Below are 25710 nucleotides of genomic sequence, written 5' to 3' on the forward strand. Positions count from 1 at the left end.
TTAATCTGTTAAGAAAATATGTAAATTCTTATCTACAATCATTTTGCCGGGCTTATCCACATTAGGTATTAAGGTCTCAAAATTTACATGCCGTCCCCCACCATGCTTACCCAAAATATCATTATCTCCCATTCTAAAAACCCTTGTTCCATCTTCTGAAACAAATCGTCCACTACCTGGAACAACCTCTTTATATCCCTTGCCTAAAAATTGTTTACCTAAATTTAATGCTTCATCAGTTGAAACTTTCATTCCGTCTTTAAGGCCTAAGCTTGAAATAAGGTCGTCATTGTTCGTAATCTCTCCTTTACAAGAGGATAATCCAAAAGGATCAAACTCTATTATTGGATTTTGAACATACTTATATAATTGGAGGCCTCCTATCAATCCAATTGGATCTTGACTAATATAGGTGCCTTCCATATAATCATAGTACCTGAACCTATTATAATAAAGTCCAATTTCTACATCTTCATACTGCCCAGGATAACGGAATGGGCAATCTTCAATTTTGCCTCTAAAGCATTTGCTATATCCGTAACTATTTAATCCAACTGACCAAACAGTTTCACCAGATAGTTTATGCATGCTAATTGGTGTACCAAGATGATCTGATACAATGCTTAAATTTTCATTTTCAGAGATTTTTGCTAAAAGTCCAAAAGATCCTGGCTCGAACAACCAAGTAACAAGTTCTTTAACTTTACCTTCACAATCAATCCTGACTTCTGTACTTTCATGTAATAAAGTATTACAATCCCAATACCAATGCAAAGTTCGACCTTTAAATTCTTTTGCAAGACGCCTTCCTAAAGCATCATAACTAAATGAAACTATTTCTCCATCTGGGCGCACAACACGCTTTAGCATACCGGATGCATTCCATTCGTATTGCCATTCTTTACCGCCACTTTCGAGTTTACGAATCAGATTACCATTGGCATCATATTGAAAGTATGTTGAACCAGATCGCAGCAGTTGTCCAGCAGGACCATATTTTCGATCCGTGCGGTCCTTTTTGCGGAATAGGTTACCAACAGCATCCGGCATACGAAAAAGAGTGGAGCCATCTGGGTTCTCCGACCATGCTAGATTGCCAAATTCATCATGGATGAAACGGGTAAGACCGCGCTGGCTATCTTGTATCTGCTGGAGGCGAACGTTTACTCCCCATTGGTAGGTGCGTGTGCGCTGCACCTGGCCCCCGCCTGTAAAAGTTTCCTGTTTTGTAGGGCGTCCAAGTCGGTCGCGGCTCCATCGACTGCGTAAGCCCCCTGAGAATTCCCGTTCCAGTTCTAATCCCAAATCATCACGCTGAAAGCGTACTTGGAAATCGCCAGTGCTTACTTGGTTTACATCACCCATCACGTTACGGGTAAATGTGAAGTCAGCGCCTAAGGAACTACGTACTGCCGTTCGCATACACAAAGAGTCGTAAACCGATTCTACGGTTATATCGCCCTGCCTCTCCCTTACTACTTGCCCCAGCAAGTCGCGCTCCAATTTCACCGTACTGTTCTCATTCGTAGCCTCTATTAGCTCACCATCATCGCGGTAAGCAAAAGATTCAAATGAGCCGTCAGAATGTTTTATCTGCAGTACTCTGTCGCACGCGTCATGTGTATACTGGGTGAACAGGCCACCAGGGCGTTGCACTTCGGTAACCCGGCCCGCCGCATCACGCAGGTATACCCGCCGGATGCCATCAAAACCTTGCTCTTCCACAACATTGCCATTAGCATCCAAAGCAAATCGGTAGGCATAGCCGTGTTCATTTACAATTCCGGTTAGTTGTTCTTCAGTATCGTACCTGAACTCCACGCGGGTACCGGCCTGTACACGGGCTTTCAGGCGATCCATGCCCCCGTACTCAAACCGTACATCGTAATGCAAGTCCTTCGCCCGAATTACATTACCTTCGTTATCATACCGGAGCCGCCGGATATTGCCGTCGGGTTCCCGTGTTTCAGTTACCCAACCTTTCAGGTTATATTTACGAACCTGGGTATTGCCTTTTGGGTCGGTAGTTTCCAAACAGCGGCCCAAGACATCGTACGAACACCAGGAAGCTTGCCCATTGTGCGTAATCAACATCTTTAGGTTATGTTGGTCTTCGTACACGAGTAAGGTTTTGCCACCCACCGGATTTATTATTTCACTCATCAATCCGCCTTGGTAAGCATAATGGGTGGTATGCCCCAATGGATTAATTCTTTGCAGCAGGTTACCTTTTTCATCGTACTGCCATTGCCAAACGCCGCCTACCGGGTCAATAGCTTTTACAGGTAAGTCTAAGGCATTGTACTCCAGATGTGTAGTGGCTCCATTTGGGTCGAGGGTAAGGGTTTGGTTACCACGCTCGTCATAAGCGTAAGTTGGCCCGAAGCCCAAGGGGTTCTTCTCGGTGAGTAGTTCGTTGTATTCGTTATAGGCAGTAAGCGTTGTGCCACCGTTTGGGTCAATGGTTTTGCGTACCAGACCACCTTCATGGTAGTAGGTTGTTTTATGCCCTAAGGAGTTTTCTACTATCGTATATCCATTGAAGAAGTTTAACTTATGGTTGTAAATGTTCCCATCGCCCCAAGTGTGGAAACATTTAGCTCTAAAATCACAGCCATCATACTCGTAATAAAAACTTAAGCCGTTCCGGTTAGTGGCACGGGTGAGTAAGTGGTCTTGATACGCGTAATTGAAGCTATGTTCCAGAGCATCGGTAGCTTTTACCAGATTTCCAATTTCGTCATATTGATAAGATTGGATTGGGAAAGTTTCCCCCTCTTTATCCGGATGTGGAGCTTCAATCTTTACAATTTGGCCTTGTTCATTTAATGAAAATACTAATTCTCTGCCTGCACTATCAATAACCCGGGATAACGTGTTTCCTTTTGCGTACTCAAACCGGATACTAAAGCCATTGGGGTCCTCAATCTTATCTAAATAATGTACTCTTGATGTAGTATCTCCTTTTTCTTCTTTTTGAAAATAATAGGTAAGCCGTTGGTTATCCCTTAAAAACAAATTAGCGCCCTCATTGATAATCCAAACCTTCTCCTTTCTGTTAAAAAAGCTTTGTCCCGGTTCAGGAATTGGAAATGCCGTAAGCCTTCCTTCAGGTAGACGGGCTATGACAATACCTTCTGATGCTTCCACAAACAGCATCATATCATAGTTATGAAACCAACCCTGTCCTAAGGGCCCTTGGTATTCTGTATCTGAAAACCAAAATCTTTCCCATTTAAAAGGAATTGGACCTGGAAGTTCAAAGTCAACGATACTGTTAACAACACAACCATTTACCACATTGACGGGCTCCCCTGTTAAAGTACAAATGGCACTTCTTAGTCTTGCTTTACTACCTGGTGAAAGCGGCATTTTATTTACAATGGCTTTCATCTTTTCAGATAAAGCTGCCATAGCTTTTGTGCCTTTCTTTAAGGTTTTAAACTTCTGGAAAGCTTTTCCTAAAGCGGCAAAACCTGCCTTCATGCCTACAGCAACCATAGAAATGGTAGGTGGTCCACCTACCAATATTGGTCTCCCCATAGGAATGGGTAACACTCTGGAAGTGGGAAGCATGAGCGTTTTAGCACCCTTTTTCTTCCTTCTTGGCGGGCCAATCATACCAATATCATGGCAGGAAAGTACTGGGTGAGCTAAGTGCGTGAAGGGTTCATCTTCGGCTAGAACGGTGGCGCTGCCCATGAACATTTCGCCCTCGTTTCCAGGCGGTTTTATGAAACTACCGCCTATAGGAAAATGCACGGGTATATCCTTTGCCGCGGTACCCGCCTGAGCACGAGGTATTCCGTTTACCAGAATGGTAGCCCCCAGCACAGGAATGAAATCCATGGGGTCAAACACAATGCCTATGAAGGGATGCGGGATGGGCAAAGGCGGTACTGGCCCGGGCGGCTGGATGATGTGCAGGTCCACCCCCATCACAATGTCAAACTGTTTGGCGGCCGGATTCATACCACGTGAACTTTAGAGGTGGGCACCTTGCTTTGCCAGTTTGGACCGGCCAAGGCATTCAGTTTCTCTTCCAGAGCCAGGTATTGGGTTTTGTAACCCATCTGGTACGCCAAATCCAACAAGGCTTTGCCCAAGTAAGGCAAGGTGGAATTCAACCTGATGTTTTCCTCCAGCAGTTCTGCCGCAGCCAAAGCCTCTTTCTCCGCTTTAAAAGCTTCCTCCCATAAGCTGCATTTCTCCAGACAATAGCCCTGCATCCGTTTTGCCTCCATTTTCTGGAAATGGTCGCCTAATTGGCTGGCCAGATCGGCAGCCAGTGCATATGTTTTGGCAGCAGTCGGGAATTCCTTTTGGCCTATCAGTACCGACCCTTTGTTGAAAAGGGACTGTACTGCCAGGATCAGGCCAACAGGATCTCCGGCTGCATGGGCCTTTTTGGCCAATGTGTACCCCAACTCGTACCGCTGCAGGGCCTTGGGGAATTGGTTAAGTCCAATGTAAGCGGTAGCTACCAAACTGTGCACCGCCACCTCCATGGTTACCCAGCCCTGTTCACGAGCAAGTAGTAAGGGAACAGTTTCCAGACGTTGTACTTCTGAAAGGTTCTTATTTGCAGCAGCTTGGGAGAGTTCCAGAAAAGCTTTCCGGAATTTCACACCCGGATCGGCAGGGTTACCTACGGAAGCAAGTTGGCGCATAGCTTCCGGCATATCCAAGTTTAACACAGAGGTAATCACTTGATCCGGAAATTTCTCTGCCACCTTCGTTAACAGTTCCTCATGCTGGTATTCTATGATCAAAATCCGAAGATTGACAGGCATAGGGTTCTCCAGCAGTTCAGTTACCCACTTGTTCAATTTGCGGGAAGCAGAAACAGGGAAAAGTACCGGTACCACCAGTTCTGCCCCAGGCACTTGTGCAGCTAACTGCTCTAACAGCTTTAGGAAATAGCCGGCTTTTCTTTCCTGTTCTTCATCTGCTTGATTTGTTTCCCAGGAAATAGTAATTCCTTCTTTCGCTAACTCTTCCTGATCTGCTTTTACTAGTTGGTGAAGTTCCTGCACCAGCTGATTCGTGTATTCTTCGGGCTGCACGAACTCTGAATAAAAAGGCAGGAAAAAGTCTGGGCAAGGGTTCTCCTCCTGATAAGAAGTCTCCAGGAAAGCCTCCACCATCTTTTTTTCATCTGAGCGAATCAGCCAACGGCAAACCAGGGCATCAGGGAGCTCCCTAAACTGCTCCCACAGCTCCTCCATTTTCCTAATCCGGTCAGTGATGGGGTTAGAAGATTCAGATGAATTCATTTCACATAAGGTGAACGTTTCAGGCAATCATCATTCCGGTCAGATATGCTTCACAGGTGAAATCAGTAAACTGGCGTTATTATGCTATGGCATTCACATTAGTCTGGATAGGCTTACTCTCCACCCAGCATGCCCAACATATTATTATTTGAGTTCCTGATTCCTGCTAAATGCGACTTCAAGAACTTGACTCGTTCCAATATTTTATTTTTCATTCTCAGGTTGTTATCGCCCCTCCTTTGAATACCATTGCAGTCTTCTTCAATACCGGTAAGCACCACAGAAATCTGGTCAAGGTTCTCCTCCAGGGCCATGGCATTTTCTCTTATTTGCTGTAATTCTGCGCTGCTGCTGCCAGACCTGGAGGCAAGCTGGGCCTCCAGGCGCTCAATGGTCCTTTCTGCTCTATTAAGATCTCTTTCCAGCATGGCTACCTGGGCGGAACTACCACCTCCGCCTCCGCCGCCTCCACCCCCACTTGCCCCTGCACCAGCACCGCCCATTCCGGGAGATGCGTTTCTGGCTACCTCTTCCCTCACCTTACCTCTGAATTCATCGCTGATGCGGTTGTAGCTTTTGTAATTAGCCTCCAGGAAAGAGAGGATGTCATGGTTGGCCCGGTACAAGGCAGTGTCTGTGTAGTACAGCTTTTTCATGCGGTCTACTCCCTGCTCAAAACTGAACCGCATTTGGTCATATTTCAATTGATCAATAGGCTCATAGGCAAAGGCCGGTTTCAGCTTTTGGGTTTCGTTTAAGGTGACCGCCAACTGGGAAAGTTCAGCCAGCGCCTGGTCCCGCTTCCTGAGCTGTTCTACCAGTTGTTCGTTTTCCTTTTGCTCCACCTTTCCCATTTCCAGGCCATTAATCAGAATGAGAACTGGAATTGCCACTGATAAAATGTAAAGACCAGCGAAACGCCATTTTGCATTTGCTCTCTCCTTGCGGTTAACAACTTGCATGTTGATGACTATTTATTTGATGGATTGTTCAAATGGTGGTTTTTAGCCTCTTTTTGAGAAATTGAGGCAAAAGGATCAGAATATCCGTTCTGCTTTTCTGGGTTCAACAGGCGGTGGTGGGGTCTCTTTCACGGGGGCTTCCACTACAACCGATGCCGGTTGACGTTGTATGGGAGCGAACTGGTTGTGATCATACAGGTCAAAAGTGCGGTTGTTGTAATTGTACTTGCTTACCTCTGACAGAAATAAATCAAGCCGGTCCAGAAAGTGCATGACTTTATCAAAAGAGGCTAAAATAGCTGCGTGTTGGGGTTCCGTCCTCTCCAGGTGGGTGGCTGATTCTAGGACCTCGGGCTTGTATTGGTTGATGATCTCCGCCCTGAACGGCCTATCTAACTGGAAACGGATAGAGCGGGCCAGGTCCTTGAAATACACCACCGTGAACAGCGGGGCATACAGCGGCAACACATACCGGTAGTAACTAAGGGAAGACACAATGGGAGCCACCATCTTTTCTGTCAGTCCCATGGCTTCGTCGGCTAATTCATTCCGGGACTCCACCCCCACCCGGTTCACCAGATTAGAATAGTGTTGCAGCAAACCGTTCAGGAGTTCTTCCCCGTTGGCATGGAGGCGGAGCAAACCGGCAAAGGCACTGAGCGTAGTGCAGGGTGGAATGTACTTAGCAGAAGAAGTTAGTATGTCAACCCTTCCCTCCCGCACTTCCAGTTCGCTAATCTTCAGGAAGTTCTCCTGCACCAGGGCAAACGCATCATGGGGTTTTACTGCCAGTTCGTATTTTGGGGAGACCGCCACATGCCGGGGCGGATTATTTTGCGCAAACTCGCCGGCGCCTACTCTGACCGCAGGGTCTACGTGGAGGTAAACATCGTACCGGCCTGGCTCCAGCACGGAAAAGGCAACAGAGGGTAGCTGCGCCGGAAACTTCCTGCGCTCATGGTTGGCTTCTGTGATCTCAACGCGCTGTCCGGCTGGGGTCAAGGCACGACATTCCTTTAAAATCAGCACGTTGTTCACGTAATCGTAAACCAGTTTAGGGTAATTGTCAATTTCGGGGTGATTGGTGGGCAGCAAGCCGTAGGCATAGTCATTCAACCTTGCAGCCTGCGCGTCCCGCACGGCATCTACGGCGGCGTTCTCCAGGGAGATAAAATCATGGCTGGAGATTTTCATCCCGTTTACCCAGTTGACAGGAAAACTTTTGATATCTGGAAGCATGGTTGAATGGAGTAAAGGCTTGTTCTGATAATTGACTAAATGCCCAAATGCAATTCCTTCGCCCTGCCGGGCTCCCGTTGTTCTATTCCACCATCATTCGTTTGGCCACAATAAAATCTCCGTTTCTCAGGTGATTGTTGGCAATGGATTCATTGGGGTCCAGGTAAGGGTTCTGGCGCCACCACGTGCGGGGTTTCCAGAGGAGAAAAGGCACGTAAAAAAGCCACCAAAACTTAGGCCCTTCCTCTTCATAGCCTAGCTCCTGCACCGGCACGCTAGGGTTCTTTTTATGGTATTCCCGAAGGGCCAGGCGGTAAATCATCCTGAGTTCCTGGTCACGGGGAATGACAATGCTGAAACGGGCTTTCTTACTGAACCATCTGCCTTCGTTCTGCAGCGAATCTGCCACCTGAAACCCCACAGACACCATATTTTCCCGCTTCCATTGGGTTTCATCAAACGGAAAAACTTCATAGAACCATTTCTTGTCAAAGTCTTTTTCAGGAATCTGCCGGAGAAAATCATAGGCTTTGGTGAGGAGAAATGGCAAAGGAAAAATCAGCAGAAAACCCCACATGGAGGCGGCCACGTCCCATTTTTTAAGGAGAAAACCAAAGCACATCAGGCAAATCAGGGACATTACGGAGGCAAGCGAGAAAGTGAATCCCGCCTCCTTCAGAAAAGAATCTTTGCTCCAGTTGTCTGCATCACGCCGGGCCCACAACAAACTGTAAAGCTTTTCCAGGTGGAAGTACCCGGCTATCAGGAAAATCACCAGGCCGATGACAAAGATGTAGAAGATGGGCAGTTGGGCCATCTCGTAAAGCAGCCACATAATAGCTCCTGTCATTAAAGATACAAAGGCAAACACCCCGGCATACACCCATGTTTTTTTATCCAGTTTCCCATCATTCAAGAGAAAAAGGACCAACGAAACGGCCAACACCAGAATCACGGAGAGAATGAACAGCAGCAGCATAGGTCAGTTGATTTTAGTGGTATATCCCAGGATGTTCAGGTTGGCATCATCAGAGTCCTCTAATAAGAAGGACCAGGCAGAACCGGCTATTTCCAGGGTAAAATCCACGGTTTCGCCGGCCGGGAGCAAATAAGGCAGCAGGTGCTCCTCCAAAAGCACTCTCTGCTGGCCTCCAGGAAGCCATTGCTCCACTTCTTCCGGTAGCACATCGGCAACGGTGAGGTGCAGTGCCCTGATGCCGTCTGTAAATGAATCTCCCAGCAGAAAATCCTCCCCCAGCAGACCTTCTCCAAGAGGAGTTTGCAAATGAGCCGGAATTGGGATGCCCAGGTTTCTGGCTGGCGTTATGGCTATGTTTTTCTGAAAAAAAGCGGAAAGCAACGATTCTGTTTCTGCCCCTTTTCCTACAAAACGGCTGATAAACGGCAGCACCAGGGCCAGCATCTGCCCCTGACTTTCCGCTACACCTTTCAGGTCATCCAGCCCGTATATTCTTGCCAGGCAGGAGGCAAGGTCCATTGAACTATTGCGCTCTGCTTTTTCTAGTTCCACCCGGGTTTGATACAGTACTTCCTCAAAAGGCAGGAAGAACCTTCTTGCCGATTGTTCCTGAAGCGCCAGGTGCTGGGCTCTTTCTACTTCGTCTTCATAGGTCTCTTCGGGCCGGAAGAAAAGCATCTCAGGAAGGGTATCAAAAAGGCTCTCGCGGTTAATGTCCAGGTAAACCAGCTCTTTTCCTTTGCCATTGAAAACGGAGCCAGTCACGTTCAGCACTTCTCTTCCGCCTCTCCTGTTGACATGCCCCAACGGACGGACTAATATTTGGTCTGTTTCTTCTAATTCTTCCTGCGTCTCTAACAGGCTGCATGCCAATGCCTCCACATTCATGTCAAAGGGCAGGTGCGCCAGAAGGTTCTTGAGGTTATGCATGGCCGTTAAGGGTTAAGGTGACGGCATACGGAATCACACCACTTGATTTTTGGTTGAGCAGGTACTCCAACTCTCGGCAGGCTCCTTCCCAGGTATGGTCCTCAGGATTATCTACCTGAAGAAGCACCTCAGAGACTCTGTTGATGCCCCCTTGCGGAGTGGGATCAACCCTGAAACCAGGCTTTACCTCCACCTGCCGCAATTTCTCGCCTACATAGTGGTGGCAGAAGTACTCCACATCTTTGGAAGTCACTAACTGCTCTTTTTTAAGCAAGTTGTGGCGTAAAAGGGCATAATACTCGGTTTCATTGGGCATGTCCTTTCCTCCTGTCAGAGGCGTAATGAGCGTGGTTCCTTCTTTCCGGATGCTGGGGTCTGGTGGGTCACAAATCAGGCCCTTGGGAACGGGAATTCGGTTCGCTTTGGCCCCGTCGGTGGTCCAATAGGAAATCCGGGCCCGGATGCCGCCTTTCAGGTTCTCTCCAGGGTGCAGGAAGAAGTAAATATTGTTTTCGGGGTTAAGTTCCTGGGGCTCGTCCCGGAGAATTTTCTCCCCGATGAGCAAATGCAGCTCTTCAATAGAGATTTTGTCCCCAATTCTTTCCAGCACTTCCCGGTAGCGGTGTTCCTCCCGGAAAAGACCGAGCAAATACGACAGCCTGCTCCAGGCGTTGTAGTTGTCTGTTCTTCCCACCCCTCCGTACCGCACGCTGTAGGCTGGGGTGCGACTGCCTTTGAACTTACTGAAGGGCAGTAAGGGAATTACCTCCCGGTTCTGCAGATTCTCCACCTGGTGCACGCCTAAGAACTGTTTTTCAGGGGTAATGCATAAAACATCCACCACGGGGCGGTTCAGAAAGGTATCGGCATCGTCTTTCACGTGCAGCTGGCGGTTCACTATCGGCAAGATGTTGGTGGCACACCGGAAATTCTTCTCAAATTCAAACACCCTAACCGGATACGGCAACTGAATCTCCAGCCAGAAGATGTTGTCTTCTACCGGTGAAAGTGCCTGCGCCTGCTCTTCAAGGGTTGGGGTATCTGTGTGGTTCTCGCGCAGCCAGGAGACTACCACCTCGCTTATGTTCCGCTTCAGAAGCGCATTTTCAATGTACTCCTGGGTGGTGAAGAAATAGCTTTGGTAGGTGTCTGCTATCTGTTGGAGCGGCTGGAAACCCATATCGTACTGCCGTTCCAGCGGTCCTTTACCTTGCCGGAATCCTCTGGTTTTCTTCACCGGCTGGCCGTTTATCTTCCAGCTTCCCTCGGCCACGGCATTCAGGAACAAAAGCTGGTTGTTCTGGCCCAGCAGGTTGAAGTAAAACAGGATATTGTCAAAAGAGATAATGGGTTTGGGCGCCTCAAAGCCCAGCAGAATCTTGGAGACGTGGGTGTACTGGCCGCTGGGCTTTTCTTTCCCGGCTTTGTATTCAAAGATTAGCCCGTCTGAGCCAACTACTTTCAGTTCACTGTTAAGGAGATGGCAGTTGAAGGCGGGAGTAAAGTAAAAGGTGCCTGCCTCGGTATCGCAGCGGAACTGGGTGGTTTCAGAGAGATAGGCGGAACTGCCGGTGGGCGTCACTGAGGCCAGTCCCCGCGCGGGAGAGGCCAAGTGAGCTTCGTCGGGCAGAATCAGCTCGGCCAATTTCTTCACTACCCTGCGCTCTGAGGAATCAAGGGCATCAAAGATATTCTTCACTTCAGAGGCACAGGCACCCACCAGCAGGTGAACCAGAGGATCAAAATCACGGCCGTTGTAATCCCATTCCTCTCCTAGGCGGGCATAAAGGTTCTCTTTTGCCCACTCCAGCATGTCCTGCTTAATGTCTTCAGCTGCCCTGGTATTTTTCATTTCAGGTAGATGGATTCCAGATGTTGAAAAGAATCTCGTCCGTTGATCACGCCCAGCACATTTACGTCAAAGGTGATGCGCCCTCCTCTTTGGCCTTGCTCCAGTTCCTCGGGCTTGGTCAGTTTCACCTTAACTTCTATGTCCTGCAGGTCTAGCCGGGGTTCATATTTTCTGAGGAGCAACCTAAGGTTTGTCAAAAGGCACTCCTTCAATTCATTCTCCAGCTTCTTCTCCCCTTTCCGTTTGTCTGGCAACCGGTAGTGGTGTTTATTGAGCCAACTGCCAAAAAGAGGCGCAAAACGGAATTTGCCCGGCATGGTCTGCAGCATCAGCCTGAGATGCTGCCGCACAGATTCCTCTGCATCGGTTTTTCGGAAAGCTTTTCCGGCCGCTCCTGAGGGTTCAAAAGGAAGAGAATAAAATGCCATGCCTTGTTTGCTTTCAACGGGTTGGTCAATTTTCTCAATTCAGCTTGATCATACCGCCGGTGATGTTCGTGGCAATAGCCCCGTCCATGTTCATCGTCGCTCCTTTAATGGTGTTGGTGGAAGAAGCATCTATGGTAATGGTGGGCGAATTGGCCTTGAAATCTTTATCAGCAGTGGACTCAATGGAGGGAGCTTTCAGACTGATTTTACTGTCGGCCTGCAAAACAATCTCCTTCGCGTGAATAGTAATGGTGCCCGGGGAGCTTATATTAAGGTCATTCCCTTTACTTTCAACGGTAATCTGTTCCTGTGCAGTAATGGTCAGTTTACCCGTAGAAGCCGTTACCTCTACATCTTTGGGGCCGGTGATGCCAAAGCTTTCCTTCCCTTGCTCGTCGTTCATCAGGATGGTGTTTCCGCCACGGGTCTTGAGGGCTTTCAGGTGGTTGCCGCTGTTGTGGTTTTCTGGTTTGGCTTCTGCGTTGTACAGTCCTGTGAGGGCGTAAGGCCGGTCTGGGTTGTTATGCTCAAAAGCGACTACTACCTGGTCTCCAATCTCGGGGATTACGTAAAACCCTTTATCCTTACCAGAATAGGGCGAGGCTACCCGAATCCAGGGTGATTTCTGGTCGGTGCCGCGCTGCCAGAGGAACTGAACCCTGATTCGTCCCAAAGCATCGGGGTCGTTGGTTTCCACCACATCGGCCAACTGCATCTCGCAGAATGGTGGCTCTAGGGAACTGTTGAGTGGTGGTATCTCCACTTCGGCGGGTACCGCTTCAAAGGTGTTGATGTAGTTATCGCCCTCGCTTCCGAAAGAGTGTTCCAGATGGGTGATGATAAACGTTCCATAATCCTCTGTGTTACCCACCAGCTCACTTCTTTCGTCCAGTAATTGAATATAGCTCCCCACCTTCAAAGCCGGCTCAGTGGAAGATCCGCTCAGGATTACCATCTCAGAAACCTGCGCCTGCTCTCGCAGAATCTTCAGTTGCTCCAAATCCTGATCACTCAAAGACTGGTGGATGGGCATGAGCATGGTGTGGCTGTACAGATCGTTCCGGGATTTGTCAAAGGCTATTTTGGTGAAATCGTTGAGCTTGCCGTTATAGGCGGCTTCTTTGCTCAGGTACTTATGCTTCTTGTAATCATAGCCGGCTAACTTGAAATTCACCGGAGAGGCCTTGATGGCCAGATCAAAGTGCAGCAGGTTTTTATCCTGGTACAGCTTTACCGTATTGTCATTCTGCTGGGGCGGTTTAGAGGTAAAGAAAATCTCTTCGCCGTCAAAGAAAAACCACTCTCCGTAGCTGGTAGCCATGCGAGCCAGAAACTGGAACGTGCTTTCTTTGTATTGTACTACATATTTGATTTTCTCCTTTGCTTTGGGGGAGATGTGCACATTCTTGAACTTATCTGAATATTGATTGATGAGGGTATCAGCAATCTGTTTCAAGGTCTGTTCATAAAACGAGATGGTATTAGGCCCTTCGTCCATTACCACTGTAGGGCTGCCCCCGGTAATGACCAGCTCGTTTTCTTGCCGCCGAACCCGGTTCAGGGAAACGCCCGTTACTACTCCTCTGCACTTATTCCCCTGGAGGGAGATCTCAACTGGTTTACCGAACAGATCTTTGGCTGTTTTACTCAGAATACCTTTGAACTTGTCCAGAATATCTGTGAGCAGAATCCTTATCTCAAAAGAATGGTGCCATCCAAGCTCCTGCCGGATGTGAATGGTAGAATACCTTTGCGTAAAGTCCTCGCCGCCTATATTTACCCTGGCTTTTTCCATGTTATGCAAATGATGGTGGGAGAAGATATTCACTCCCTTCTGCGTTCACTGGGTACCCTGTTCAATTCAATTTTCCTATTTGTCAAAGGGCAGGGAGAGTTGTTTGTTATTTCTGTGAACCGGAATCCTGGCCGCAACCTCCCCCCTCTTTTCCCGAATTCTGTTACCTTTAGCGCTTACTTCCTCCTTATTATGAAAGTCATGGAGAGTTCTTTCTTTCCAGGTCTTTTTGCTATTAAGATGGATTGAGCAGTAAGCGACTACTCTAATAGAAACTTTCCTAGCCAAAAATTTCTATAAGCAGCCGCCTTTCAGTCCAGAGCCGGTGTACTCCAACCACCTTAATAAGGCTTAACTTAGCTTGGACATACCTTCAGTTCACTTTATAGGCTTGTCTTAAATTCAATAAAAAACCTTTGTCCATCATTGGACTACCCATGCGTAAGCCATCGGGTTGTTTTTGCCCTGATTTATGTAAATCTGCCTATAAACAAACTTCTGTTTTGGAAAGCAGAGCATTGCCTCCCCTCAAGATCCTACGGCAGGGTCGCCTTGGCAGGAAAGCCCTGCCGTAGGATACCAGAAGAGAATTCAATTAAATGCTGGCTGGTCTTTAAGAATGGCTTTCAGGCCAGATGAAGTCAAATTTTGCGTTTTCCACCTCAATGGTTTCCGCCGAGATGGTGAACGTTTCTACCGTGTTGGAACTGGGTTTTTCCAGGTCAAAGGTTTCCTCGTACTCAATAATGTATGCGTTCTTAAATTTGATTGTTTTTAAGGCTTGTTTCTTTTGCTCGTCCTGATAGATGACAATTTCCCCATCCTTGCCTTTGTCCGGATCGCCCAACCAGGTAATAGCCGAGGCTTTATCATAGATGGAATCTTTGGTGACTGTTATTTCACCTTTGCGGATACGGGTAGCAGGTTTTCCATTGTCCTCTGTGTGGCGGTGAAAATGGTAACGAAGGTATTTCAAATCGCTTTTTTTACCATCAATGGTCATTAATGCATTGTTAGCCATACAATTTGATTTTTATAGAGTGAAATAACAGATTGGATTAATCTTCAATGGAGGATTCCGTAGCATTTTTGGAGACACCTATTTTATAGACGAACGTGCGGGTTGCCCACAGGGGAGTAATCTTGAAGTCAATGTCAAACCGGTCTGGCTGATCGCGGTTACGGGCGAAATTGGTTACCTGCCCTTTCTCAATGATTTTGTTTTCGGCCAGGTCGTCCAGGAATTTCACCAGGCGCTTGTGCACTACGTTGGCCTTGTCGCGGTCCAGCAGTTCAAAGGTATATTTCCCCAGAAAGTGCTTCAGGGACTTATCAATCCAGTCAATGGTGCGGACCACGGCATAGTGTTTCAGCTCTAAGTTGGCGCCGTTGAATAGAGAAGTAGCTTCCCAGGGGCTGTCCTGCTGGTAGAAATCGGCCATGGGGTTAATGCCCAATTTAGAAAGCATACCCACCTCTATTTGGTTAGGCCTGAACCGGATGCCCGAGCTGTTTTTCACCTCCCCAAACTGAACCCCCGCGGCAGGCTGTGAGATCTTGGTGGCGTACAATTTACCGGCAATGGCCATGGCTACCGACCCGAACACGCCATCTTTCTCGGGCAGGTCTGGGTATTTCTCCCGCATCCTGATCCAGTTCCCGAACAAGACGGCATGGCTCCAGTACTTCTGTGGCCCCCCAATCTTCTCCCCTTCTGAACTGCTGCGGTACTTCACCATGGACTCCACGCTGGGGAAGTCTTTGTAGTCGGTCAGGAAAAGGACCTTGTTTTCGTCAGCAATGGTGGCATAGGTCTGGATGAGTTTTTCGCCCAGAAAATCAGGAATGACCATGAGCGAATACACTTTGTCCTGATCAATGCGCAGGTGCGGATCTGAAAGGATTTCTTTCACCTTGGTGGTCACCGATTCATCATCTGGATCTTTCACCAGCTCCCGGTCCACGTTCAGGATAGTGACGTTCTTCAGGTTGTTGGGGCCGGCATTTTTGTAGAACAGGTCCAGCTCACGGTACGATTTTTCCAGAGGACGCGTCTTTTCCACAATGGTGGCCAGATTCTTTTTCCGCAGTTTCATGAACCTGCTGATCTTCTCATCGGCTTTGGCCTGCACTTCGGTGGCATCAGAACTGCTTTCCACCAAATCAATCAGATCGGCTACTAAGGCTTTGAGTTCACGCCGTTTCTCTTTAAAGGCTCCCTCCTCCAGGAACATGCTCCGGGTGTCTTCATCGGCTTCAGGCGCGAAATACTGAAGATCATCGTCAATGGTCTTGAAAAGCGCGCTGTATCCGGTTCTGATTACCTTGAGATCCTGTTTCCGTCTGTCATCCAGTACCTGTTTCTCCATTACTTTTCTGATTTTAGGTCTAAACTAGGTTAAGCCGATTCCAATTCTTCCTGAATGCTTCGCAGAATATCCAGGAAAGCGGCCTTTTTTTCGGGGTCTTTGATAATTTCCTGCAGCCGTTTGCTTCTTTCCAACTCGGCTTTGATCCGCTGAAACCTGTCTTCCTGGGCTCTCTGCTTCTGTAGAATTGGAATGCGCTTCTCTAAATCATCTGGCCTGAAAGATTTAAGATTGGTGTAGGAGATTTTAATTTCCTGGGTAGGCTCCTCTTCGTCACCGGTTTCAAGTTCCACTTCCACGCTAGGCTTAGCAAAATCAAAGACTTTGCTAAGCGAAACAGTAGCTTCTTCAGGCAGAACCTCTGGATCATAGGGTCCTTCTGAATGCAAACTGGTCAGTACCAAGGTTCTGTTGGTATTGATCTTAGTGAAACTCTGTTCTACCTCAATGGCTTGGATACCAATGGGCCCAGGTATATCCATGTCTAACTCTTCTGGCATAATCCAACCTGTTATATTGTTTAACGAATAGCTAGTAGACAGCCTTTTTGATAGGCTACACGGGATAAGACACCAACTTCATACCCCAAGTCCTTCAGGTAAAGCCTGGGTCCGTTGATTTTTTGTACTGAATGAAATTTCGTATTCAGTTGTGCCAGCAAAGAGAAGAGGGTAAATCAGCACTAGGCCAATTGCAGAGGGGTCGATCCGGTAAACAACACACCGTGCCTGGAGAGCTTAGACTAGGATGTAAGGTGAAGAGTTCTTAGGTATCTATTGAATCCTTAAAAGTTATAGGGAACCTTCCTCTTACCTGTTTTTCAATATTTAAAATTAAAATTATAATACTTTAAATATATTGTCAATAGGTATTAACATAATTTTGAAAATTATATTCATCTTTTTTCCTCCCAATAACTTTAAGGTATTCAGCATGTTTAATAATGGAGAAAACTTTAACCCGATACTGATCCTTTTTAGGTTAGCATCCAGGTCAACCGCCTTGATATGCTCTGATATAAGTTTAAGTTGAGACGAGGAAGTTGCTAGGAACCGAGTAGTAAGTGGCACAGGGTCAAGTGGTGTACTTTCCGGATTTACCACGCTAGGCCAATCTGCGAATCAAGCATCAAACCAGTTCGCGGACAGAGCAGCAGCCTATCAAGAATAAAATCGCTATAAGTTGGACGGGGTTCTTCGGCAAGATGCAGCATATCGCGCTATCAACCTTACTAGTTTCAATAAGGAGCGAGCAGCCCTTCGCCAGTCAACCGTCCAAAACATCTTCGGCGGTATCTCCACCATCGGTTCTGTGGCAGCCTACGCAGCAGGTGGGGGGTGACACTGGCAAGGAAACAGGTAAAAGCGCCTATGCTGTAGGGCAGGACACCTTAGCCCACTACCAAGCAGGCGGCATGTATAATCCGGAACAGTCTATGCCGGTAGGTTTGGGCAATTGGAGCCGTTTTTTTACTACTAATGGCCGTTGGTGGTAAACTTATTTAGGTTTAAAGGCGCGTGAGGGTGAGTGAATGCACTAACCAATACGCGCCTTTTTCATTTCCCCTCAGGGGGTGTTCCCCTTTTAAAACAACAGACATGCAGAAACAACAGGTTATAAGCGATATAGAAGGCCTCCTTTGCCTCTATGGGGCATCCGTCAGCGTTGGCCGCGAACGTGGCCTGAGTGCCCATCAGACGCGCGTTTTGCTGGCGATCTACTACCTGCAAGAGATCCGGTTGAGGGGTGTGACCAGGAAGCTAACTGCAAGGCATACCTATTTATGGCTTTCAACCGTGAAGAACGCGGTCAGGTACTTTGTTGAGCGGGGATACATAAAGCCAATCACCGCCCCGAAATACTACCTACAGTTTACCGAGGTGGGATTGTCAATCTTGGCAGGCCTAATTCGGGATGCTGACAGGCAAAAGCGGATACTTCTAGATGGACCGGCTCCGATAAACAAGCCAAAGCCAAGGCCTAATATTTGATGTGTGTTCCAATTACCCGTTTTTGGTATGTCTAGATTCAGAGGCCTTAAAAATGTATTGATTCCAAGTCGTATGCTTCCCTTTATGATGTAGCCAAAAGAATAGTATTACAAAAGGGATTAGTAGGAGTGCACCGGAAAGGAACCAGAACCAGATGCTGTAACCTAGAAGTTGATGAGCTATGGAAGAGGTGAAAAATACAGAGCCATAGAAGAAGCACCAGACGGATGGCTGAAATAAACGCTTCCAGGCAGCTATCATCCCATTGAATAGAAGGTATTCGTATTTCCCCGAGGCATCAGTAGCATCCTTTTGAGCCCTTACGAATTGATCAGCAATCACTAATTCTGAATTATCAGGATCAGGCTCTCTTTCACCTTTCCAGTGGTTGAGAGGCATAAGGAGCGAATCGTAGGCATACATGGTAGCAATTGAAAAGGCAATTGCTGCTAGAACTAAACAAAACCCTACTGAATATAAGGCTTTATTAAACCAATCCAAGCCGTCATCAGTGTAATTTGCTACCCGCATAGCAATGAGCCCGCTGGAAACAGACATAAAACCAGCGAAGAACTTGGCTACCTCCATCTTTGATTTAATCTTTTCTCTTAGTTGCTCTATTTCGGTGGGCATATGCGTTTATCAATTATGGGTACAATGAAAACGATAAAGAGAATGGCTAATACTAAAGGTTTTATGCAATTGATTATTAATGTTTCTCAATTAATTTAGCTCTATTTGCATATTTTATCCTAATAAGAATAGCCTTTAAAATGCAGTCCTTTTAGACGCGATTTCAGCCCTTATGAGCCTCTGTTATGCTTTTGTTTGGCTTGGGATAACGCGCATTATACTAGGGGTTAGGTATTAATGTAGGTGTGGAATTGGCAGCACTCCTGTTGATTAGAAATATATTGATACTGCGATATTCCTTAGCTTGATTCATATAGTCCTGCCATACTTGCATAAATACTCATGATGTGCATTCGTGTCATGAGCATGAGAATTTCATTTAGGGTAAATTTTTGCAATAAACACTTTGTCAATATTTGATAATACAGTATTTAAACCACTACCCACTCCATCAAGCGTTAGTTCTGAAGGTATTTGAAACATCATTACCGACTTCAAATCACATTCCTTTTTGATGGGATAATCTGATGAAGACCACTTTCTAAAAAATGTATCGTCTATTCTCTCCGTCGTAAGCCCCTGCTGTTGGCAGTACTGATAGACTTTATCTTTATTCCATTTGATGGCACAATTTGGGTTATTCTGCTCTTGCTGAAGCCCCAATGTGAAGCCAAATTCTCTTAAAATCACATTTCGTTCGAAATCTTCTATCTCAGTTTTATCTTTCACAGAACCCAATGACATTGTTGGGCTGTTCTTAGGTATTGCTAATGAAGCAGTGCCTAGATATGACCAATTTAAATCTTTCTGTTGAAAAGTTATTCTTACATCGGAGTTGTCTCTATTGTTTATAAACTGAAACTTTAAATTGGCATAATCTGTCCATTGCTGTGCTATTTGCCTTGCTTTGCTTCTTTGGGTTGGAGTGCCATCTAGAAAGAATACCTTGATTACTGCACCACTTTTCCAAAGCTTCGACGAAATAGAGCCAGTACTAGTCCTGAATCTTCCTGGGTTCTGTTCTTTCTCTTCATTAAGTGCTTGTTCCTGACTTGGCGTTAGTCTTTTTATGGTAGCTAGAACAACAATAGCTGTGTCTTTTGCTAAATTGATTTGACTTAAAGCTTTATTGGCTTTCCGTAAAGCGATGGATGATTGAGTATGTAAAGAGTTGATTTCTGCGGTGGCGTTATCTTTGATAAACTTTATTGATCTTACTAAAGAATCGTTACGTTGTTTTATGTTATTTCTAGTTTTATCTATCTCTGATAGTGCGGCTAAAGAATTGAATTGAGCCTCCTTTACACTGTCTCGTATGGAATATATAATCTTTTGTAGTGAGTCAATCCTCGAAATTGCACCAGCCATTTTTTCATTACCAATTTTTAAATTGCTATTTGCCTCGTTAACATCTTTTACAGTGTCTTTTAAATCCACACCGTACAAAACAATCCCTACTGTGATAAAAATTGCCAAAATAGATAATGCAAACTTTCCAAATCTTATTAAGTCCTTATCTAAGACATACGTAATGTTCTTGTTATCTGATTCAGCAACTTTTGTCTCTGTTTCGGGATTTATTTGCAGCAACATTGATTTACAATGCTTGCACTTTATTGCATCATCTTGTATAGTTTCTCTACAGAAAGGACATGATTTTAACATAAAAGTATAATTAAAAGAAGAACTACAGAATACAGAGCTAAGTCAACATGACGCACAACTATTCAATACCTCCATCACATGCATACTAAAGGGGGACGCCGTAACCTGGTAGCCAACCGCACCTACCTGTGGCATTCATCGATCACAAATGCGGTAAACATGTTCGTGGAGATGGCTTACCTCAAACCGGTAATGGCTCCCCGCTATTTTCTGCACTTCACAGAAAAAGGATTGGCCGTTGTGGCAGAGCTGGAGTGCAACTTCGCCAAGAATGCCAGGCTGCTGCTGAATGGCCCGGCTCCGTTGAACATGCCTGCTAAACGATCACAGAGCTAAGCCATGGCAGCAAGGAAAGGTAAACCCAGGATCAATTACCAGGTTCCCTACTAGAAGAAGGAGTGCCCATGCCTGTTCTTCCGGCTCAGCATCATCATGAAGGACGGGAGAACCCTTAACGGTATAAGGACAGCGCCCGACCGGCAGACCTTCCACAATGCGGTGGAAGAATAGATACACAGGTGGGAGCAGTACCCCAACGTTTCGGGGTGGCACTATAGACTGGTCAACATGGATTAGGTTCAATCTACTTCCGTTTCCCTCTGAGTTCTTCAAACATGTTTTGCAGGTCACTAACCCTGCCTCTTAGCTCCTTTATTGTCTCCTCCTGCTTCTCTATTATCATCTTCAGATATTGGTTTTCTATGGCTGCTTCATTATTAGGTCTTTTGTAGGTGTCCTGCCCTCCAATATTCACCTGCCTCGTCCCGCTACGTTGGATATAGCTGCTATACCCTCCCGGCCATCTTATCTCTGCCGGATTACGGCCTCCCATCTTGCCCGTACCTGCAACTAACCAATCCAAATTTACACCAAGTTCGTCATGTAGACTTTTAAAGAAACTTCCCTTGGGGTTTTCGGTCAACCCTTTCTCAATATCCGAAATACCGGTGTTGGAAAGCCCTGTCAGGCGAGCTAAATCACTGTTTTTCAGACCAAAGGCCTCTTTAATTTACTGAATTCTTTTAGGAAGTGTTGAAGTCAAGGTGAGTTTCTATGTTTGTGATATATAAACTATAATATTACAGACAAACCTTTAAGAATAACATATTTGGCGTAAACAGCCTTAATTAAAATATAGATTAATTAAAATATAGGTATTAAGGGCCTCGGGAATAATGTCTGCTGGCTAAAGCACTTCTTGGCAAGGCTGAGTATTCAAAGTTTATTGAATGTAAGGGTTGTGATCATGCTATGCGCTATTTTCTGCCCTCCATCATCCGGGTAGGCATGCCCACTGTTTTCATCAATATTCTTAACCACCAGACTCTTGTTGTTGACTGATAGAATCTCATACGACTTAGTGAAATCGGGGCTATATACTATTTTGAGAAACTGTTTGCCATCTTCCCCTGTTAATTTGTAGTGCCATGTTTCGTCAGGGTATATATACCAACTATCACTCATGTTTATTGAGTCTTCCAATTCAATCTCCCATATATCGTATGGCATACTCCTGCCTATATAAACAAGCTCTTTGAGTTTAACCCATTCCCTATCGAAGAACTCCATTTTGTGCTCATGCAACACCCAAGTACCAACCATTAGATTTTTGTCTACTGGAGGAGTAATAGACTTTCCTTCCTCATCGTTTTCGCATGAAAACAAAACAAAAGGCCCAATCAGGAACAACATCTGGAGTATTCTTTTCATAATATATAACAAACCTTCCGATACAATATTTCTAGCAATTCCTTACATTGATTTGGGTATAAGCTTGCCAATTGGTGGCCTTGGCTTTCCCATTGCAGTTCAGTGTTGGGTGAGGCTTACTTCCTACTAGGGTAATCTTGAAACAATTTTCCCTGTCCCATTTTATCATTATAAATATACTAACAAAATATATAAAATAGTAAAGTAAAAATATAGTTAGGGAGAACTACAAAACTCTATTTGGGCTTAATGTAAGGAAGGGGTGAGAATTGTGTGCCTATGTAATTGGACCTACTATATAGTTTCAGGATCGGGCCGTTGCATCCGAAACGCTTTATTTTCGATCGGGTGGGGTCTGTTTCGATGGGGTGTAGGGGCCTGAAGTCTTGAGATACTTCCCCACAAACTCCAGAATCCCCGCACTACATCGGAATAGTTGCTGAGCCTAGCTGCCTTGCTTTCTACTGTCCTTGGAGTGATACCCCATGGCTTCCTGCGCAGTTCCCGGTTTGTCTTGTTCCGGCTGGACTCCACCCATTTGGCAAGGTCTTCCTCTTTGAAGTAGAGCTTCTTGCCTACTTTCATAAAGGGGACGCTGTTGCTGCTGGTCAGTCCGTACATGGAAGTCTTTGCCAGGGAGAGATATTCTGCTGTCTGTTCTATGGTCAGCAGTTTCGGGGCTGGCTTCTTTGCTTCCTGCGCTTTGTGTTCCTCTAGACATTCTTTTACAGTCTTTTTATCAGGTCCTGAAACTCTTTCAAGGACATGGAGATAAATACCTGTTCCTGCATTTTGTAGTAGTTAGCTGTTGAATTAATTTTTACTAAGAGGGCAACCGCTTATTAAGCAGTAGGGTTGTTCCAAGTGACTACTTAATGCTAGCAAAAAAGAGAACACCAACTGATTTATTGCCAACTGGTGTTCCCTTTTAAACTTTTACCCTATCAATAAGCACAGTTCTTAAACACTCCTTGGCTTGCTGTAATCCTAATATCAGGAGCTTTGATATATGCCATAGGCTGTTTAGTTATTTTAACCCTAAGGATCTTAACTTATAATCCCATTCAAGGTCAAGTGCATCAAATACCTTTTCAGAATCAATTTCAAAAAAATTTACCGCCAATAATCCTGGGTTATCGGCTATACACTCTTCTTCTTGGTGAGGTATATCATAGTTTTCCTGCTCGCCAGTGCCAAGTTCTTCATTATCAATATCAATTTCTAATAAAATACAGCGGTCTTCTGGATCTTCTCTATTATATGGATCATAGCGCATTACAAAGGTTGTTCTTGTTGCTTTATCTACGGCGCATAACGTCTTGCTTCTGTTATCATCTATGAACTTTAAAGCATATTTATATTTCATGATTCTTTTTTAAATTGTAGATTCAAAGTTATACATAGCATCATCTGTACCAAATTATCCTACTCCCCTAAAAGTCTTTGCTGATTAGCCGTTTTACGCTTGTGGCTATGAACTTCTTGCCCCGGCGAGTGGCAAACCCTTCCCTGTTCAGGAGCGCGGCAATCTCTTCCAAAGTCATCCCCTTGTCTCTGTAAGTCTTGGCTACCATAGCCGCTTGTCTGTTGTTGGTGTTCTCAATCGAATTCCTTCTGCGTGCCTCTAATCCAGCGTTTCTGGCCGTTTCTGTGAGGTTGGCAGGCGTTCCGGCCCTCCACTCCGGTTCCCTCAGTTTCTTTGCCTGTAGCGCCTCTCTCGTACGCTTGCTGATCAGCTCCCGTTCGTTCTGCGCCAGCACCGCAAAAATCCCGATGGTGAGCGTGTTGGCCTCCGGCATATCGGCACAGACGAAATTCACCACCGCATCCCGGAGCGTGAAGATAAACGCGGCGTTCCTGCTGAGCCGGTCCAGCTTGGAGATAACCAGTTTGGCGTTCCCGTTCTTGGCGTACACTATGGCCCTGGCTAGTTCCGGACGGTTGTTGTTCTTGCCTGATTCGATCTCGGTGAAAGAAGCGATGATGTTCTGATGGTCTTTGGTGAAGTTTCTCACCATCATTTCTTGGGCGGCTAACCCTAATCCGCTTACGCCTTGTTTTGCGGTGGATACCCGGTAATAGGCAACATATCTCATAATAGGAATGTGTAGTTTTTAGTAGGGGGTTTGCGGTTGCGCAGTGATTTTACATTTTACAAACGAGTGTTCAAAAGATGTAAATCAATCAGGGATTAAAAAGCCCTCTCGCCACTGAGTGAAAGGGCTCCCCGTATCAATCCAGTTTCAGGCTCTTTAACCCGAGGCTATAGATCAGCCCATTCCGGAGCAGCCGCAGTTGGTAGAGCATTCCCTTGTCTAATTCGGCCCCGGTTTCAGCGCGCTCATAGACCAAGTCGAACATGGCTTTGTCCAGGGCTGAGATCATGACCTCCACTCCGTCACCCTCTAATGCCTCAAGGATTGGCCGTACATCTACTGCTTGGTTGCCCACGGCGAACATAGTCTATTGATTGTCGGTAATTCTCATAAATTTGTTTGTTAGTTTTGGGTGAACTTTTGTTTGGCTAATGGGGCAGATCGTTGGCGCGGTCTGCCTTTTTTGTTTAATAACAATACGATAGTAATACAAGTTTTATTTAATACATACAAAAACCATACAATTATTAAAATGTTATTGTATCGTATTTGTAATATATTTCTATAGCTTTGTCTTGCAACTCATTATACCTGCTATAGCTATGAGCAAATCAGAGAAAACCCTTCTTAACTTCCAGTTAGAAACTACTTTAAGAGATAAGGCAAAGGAACTGGCTGAAAAAAGAGGAATAAGCCTAGCTGGCTTAATAAGACAACTTCTTATAAGAGAGCTAGAAGCTGAAGAAAAGAAGTAGATCAATAATACATTGATACATTTAATCAATGAACCAATAATATATTAAGTCATTAAAACAACTCTAAATGAAAGATAGAATAATTACTAAGCTAGACGGGTTAAGCAACTCTCATATGATTGAGCTATCCAATTACATTGACTATTTAAAATATAAAGACAAGAACCAGGAGCTAACAAGCAGGGAGGCACTACTAGAACATTTCCGGCAACATGGTATAGCTACCTGGAAGGACTTAGCAACCGCTATCAGAGGAGCAAATCTGCAAGTAGCTTCTAGTGGCTATATATACATAGAGAAGGTAATTAGCTGGGTGAGTGTTACATATTCATTAGAGGAAGATTTGGCCTATAAAGCTATCAAGGCATTGACTGATAGCGGGCTGCTCCATACAAGTAGCAACGGGAATATTGCCTAAGCTTAGCCGCAACTTGGTTGCTAGGCTACTGAAAATTACGATTGAAGGCAGATACCTTTACAGTAAATACTTTTTTGCCAGTATTCTGCTGAAAGAAGATTGGTTTGGCTAAATAAGGGGGGTAAGCTGTTTTAACACTTATATCTACTGGCCGTTATATCAGAAAAGTGGAATCTGGATATGGGACAAAATGACCACCTTTTTTCGCACCTTACTCGCATACAGTCTGAGGCTATAGCCATTGGCCTAGACTTGACGAAATCAGGCAGACTCCCAGGACTGCTGAAAGAGTTGGAAATAGTGATGGGGGCATTGACCTACACCTGCGCAGACGAGGAGATAACCCCAGTACGTGGACTTGTTACTAAAAGCATTTGGCGCTTTAATAAGCACCTAGAGCGCGAGGAATATGCTGAAGCAGCCCTCACATTAGAAGTCACTATAAACAACCTGCTGATGTGCCGCGAGTTCTTCGAGTAAATCTTTGTAAGGCAGTAAAGCAAAAAGCAGTGCTAGTGTCAGGCTTATTGCCCCATCAATTCAACACTACAGTACAATAATGCTTCAATGAATCAACACTTATAATTTGCTTGTATATATGGCTTTTGATCA

General features: G+C 45.7%; 24 protein-coding genes. 4 read left to right on the forward strand and 20 right to left on the reverse strand.

Annotated elements, in window-relative coordinates; all coding sequences use genetic code 11:
* The 12 genes from JT719_RS04390 to JT719_RS04445 form a co-directional block, all read right to left on the reverse strand.
* Positions 1–3972 carry a DUF6531 domain-containing protein gene (locus JT719_RS04390; protein WP_207431280.1) on the reverse strand — a complete coding sequence of 1324 codons (3972 nt, stop codon included), beginning with the start codon at positions 3970–3972 and terminating at the stop codon, positions 1–3.
* The gene (locus tag JT719_RS04395; RefSeq protein ID WP_207431281.1) at positions 3969–5276 is read right to left on the reverse strand and encodes a hypothetical protein; all 1308 of its coding nucleotides are present in this window, start codon (positions 5274–5276) and stop codon (positions 3969–3971) included. The genes JT719_RS04390 and JT719_RS04395 overlap by 4 nt, the downstream gene beginning before the upstream one ends.
* Before the next feature lie 113 nt (positions 5277–5389).
* Positions 5390–6169: a hypothetical protein gene (locus JT719_RS04400; protein ID WP_207431282.1), complete on the reverse strand. Its 780-nt coding sequence runs from the start codon at positions 6167–6169 to the stop codon at positions 5390–5392.
* A 144-nt stretch (positions 6170–6313) separates the two neighbouring features.
* Positions 6314–7477 (reverse strand): hypothetical protein, encoded by a 1164-nt coding sequence (locus tag JT719_RS04405; RefSeq protein WP_207431283.1) that lies wholly within the window; start codon positions 7475–7477, stop codon positions 6314–6316.
* Positions 7478–7559: 82 nt separating this feature from the next.
* A complete protein-coding gene (locus tag JT719_RS04410) occupies positions 7560–8456 on the reverse strand; it encodes a TssN family type VI secretion system protein (RefSeq protein WP_207431284.1) in 897 nt (298 codons plus the stop codon).
* Between the two features lie 3 nt (positions 8457–8459).
* A complete protein-coding gene (locus tag JT719_RS04415) occupies positions 8460–9386 on the reverse strand; it encodes a type VI secretion system baseplate subunit TssG (protein ID WP_207431285.1) in 927 nt (308 codons plus the stop codon).
* Positions 9379–11238 carry a hypothetical protein gene (locus JT719_RS04420; RefSeq protein ID WP_207431286.1) on the reverse strand — a complete coding sequence of 620 codons (1860 nt, stop codon included), beginning with the start codon at positions 11236–11238 and terminating at the stop codon, positions 9379–9381. The genes JT719_RS04415 and JT719_RS04420 overlap by 8 nt, the downstream gene beginning before the upstream one ends.
* Positions 11235–11666, reverse strand: coding sequence for a GPW/gp25 family protein (locus JT719_RS04425; RefSeq protein WP_207431287.1), 432 nt, complete (start codon positions 11664–11666; stop codon positions 11235–11237). Before JT719_RS04425 ends, JT719_RS04420 begins: the two co-directional genes overlap by 4 nt.
* Before the next feature lie 34 nt (positions 11667–11700).
* A complete protein-coding gene (locus JT719_RS04430) occupies positions 11701–13461 on the reverse strand; it encodes a type VI secretion system Vgr family protein (protein WP_207431288.1) in 1761 nt (586 codons plus the stop codon).
* A 613-nt stretch (positions 13462–14074) separates the two neighbouring features.
* Positions 14075–14482, reverse strand: coding sequence for a type VI secretion system tube protein TssD (gene tssD / locus JT719_RS04435; RefSeq protein ID WP_207431289.1), 408 nt, complete (start codon positions 14480–14482; stop codon positions 14075–14077).
* Positions 14483–14519: 37 nt separating this feature from the next.
* Complete coding sequence (locus JT719_RS04440; RefSeq protein ID WP_207431290.1) at positions 14520–15830, reverse strand: phage tail sheath C-terminal domain-containing protein; 1311 nt, start codon at positions 15828–15830, stop codon at positions 14520–14522.
* Positions 15831–15859: 29 nt separating this feature from the next.
* Positions 15860–16330 carry a type VI secretion system contractile sheath small subunit gene (locus tag JT719_RS04445; protein WP_207431291.1) on the reverse strand — a complete coding sequence of 157 codons (471 nt, stop codon included), beginning with the start codon at positions 16328–16330 and terminating at the stop codon, positions 15860–15862.
* 1098 nt (positions 16331–17428) lie between these two features.
* Between JT719_RS04445 and JT719_RS04450 the strand changes: the two genes are divergently transcribed.
* On the forward strand, positions 17429–17821 hold the full coding sequence (locus JT719_RS04450; protein ID WP_207431292.1) for a hypothetical protein: 393 nt from the start codon (positions 17429–17431) through the stop codon (positions 17819–17821).
* Between the two features lie 12 nt (positions 17822–17833).
* Here the strand turns inward: JT719_RS04450 and JT719_RS04455 are convergent, their stop codons facing one another.
* Together JT719_RS04455 and JT719_RS04460 are read right to left on the reverse strand one after the other, a co-directional pair.
* A complete protein-coding gene (locus JT719_RS04455; protein ID WP_207431293.1) occupies positions 17834–18454 on the reverse strand; it encodes a hypothetical protein in 621 nt (206 codons plus the stop codon).
* 375 nt (positions 18455–18829) lie between these two features.
* Positions 18830–20047 (reverse strand): zinc metalloprotease, encoded by a 1218-nt coding sequence (locus JT719_RS04460; protein ID WP_207431294.1) that lies wholly within the window; start codon positions 20045–20047, stop codon positions 18830–18832.
* A gap of 150 nt (positions 20048–20197) precedes the next feature.
* On the opposite strand from JT719_RS04460, the gene JT719_RS04465 reads away from it, so the two are divergent.
* Positions 20198–20455 (forward strand): hypothetical protein, encoded by a 258-nt coding sequence (locus tag JT719_RS04465; RefSeq protein ID WP_207431295.1) that lies wholly within the window; start codon positions 20198–20200, stop codon positions 20453–20455.
* A gap of 247 nt (positions 20456–20702) precedes the next feature.
* Here the strand turns inward: JT719_RS04465 and JT719_RS04470 are convergent, their stop codons facing one another.
* The 6 genes from JT719_RS04470 to JT719_RS04495 all read right to left on the reverse strand — a co-directional run bounded on the left by JT719_RS04470 (position 20703) and on the right by JT719_RS04495 (position 24280).
* Entirely contained in the window at positions 20703–21128 is a 426-nt protein-coding gene (locus tag JT719_RS04470; protein ID WP_207433260.1) for a helix-turn-helix domain-containing protein, read from the reverse strand.
* 206 nt (positions 21129–21334) lie between these two features.
* Positions 21335–21829 (reverse strand): hypothetical protein, encoded by a 495-nt coding sequence (locus tag JT719_RS04475; protein ID WP_207431296.1) that lies wholly within the window; start codon positions 21827–21829, stop codon positions 21335–21337.
* A 294-nt stretch (positions 21830–22123) separates the two neighbouring features.
* The gene (locus JT719_RS25615; RefSeq protein ID WP_207433262.1) at positions 22124–22606 is read right to left on the reverse strand and encodes a helix-turn-helix domain-containing protein; all 483 of its coding nucleotides are present in this window, start codon (positions 22604–22606) and stop codon (positions 22124–22126) included.
* A gap of 250 nt (positions 22607–22856) precedes the next feature.
* On the reverse strand, positions 22857–23195 hold the full coding sequence (locus JT719_RS04485) for a hypothetical protein (protein WP_207431297.1): 339 nt from the start codon (positions 23193–23195) through the stop codon (positions 22857–22859).
* A gap of 67 nt (positions 23196–23262) precedes the next feature.
* The gene (locus JT719_RS04490) at positions 23263–23925 is read right to left on the reverse strand and encodes a recombinase family protein (protein ID WP_207431298.1); all 663 of its coding nucleotides are present in this window, start codon (positions 23923–23925) and stop codon (positions 23263–23265) included.
* Positions 23926–24061: 136 nt separating this feature from the next.
* On the reverse strand, positions 24062–24280 hold the full coding sequence (locus JT719_RS04495; RefSeq protein WP_207431299.1) for a hypothetical protein: 219 nt from the start codon (positions 24278–24280) through the stop codon (positions 24062–24064).
* A gap of 247 nt (positions 24281–24527) precedes the next feature.
* Between JT719_RS04495 and JT719_RS04500 the strand changes: the two genes are divergently transcribed.
* Together JT719_RS04500 and JT719_RS04505 are read left to right on the forward strand one after the other, a co-directional pair.
* Positions 24528–24680: a hypothetical protein gene (locus JT719_RS04500; RefSeq protein ID WP_207431300.1), complete on the forward strand. Its 153-nt coding sequence runs from the start codon at positions 24528–24530 to the stop codon at positions 24678–24680.
* A 67-nt stretch (positions 24681–24747) separates the two neighbouring features.
* Entirely contained in the window at positions 24748–25098 is a 351-nt protein-coding gene (locus JT719_RS04505) for a hypothetical protein (RefSeq protein ID WP_207431301.1), read from the forward strand.
* Positions 25099–25710 lie beyond the last annotated feature (612 nt).

The organism is Sabulibacter ruber (assembly GCF_017355955.1).
GTDB classification, from domain to species: Bacteria; Bacteroidota; Bacteroidia; order Cytophagales; family Hymenobacteraceae; genus Nibribacter; species Nibribacter ruber_A.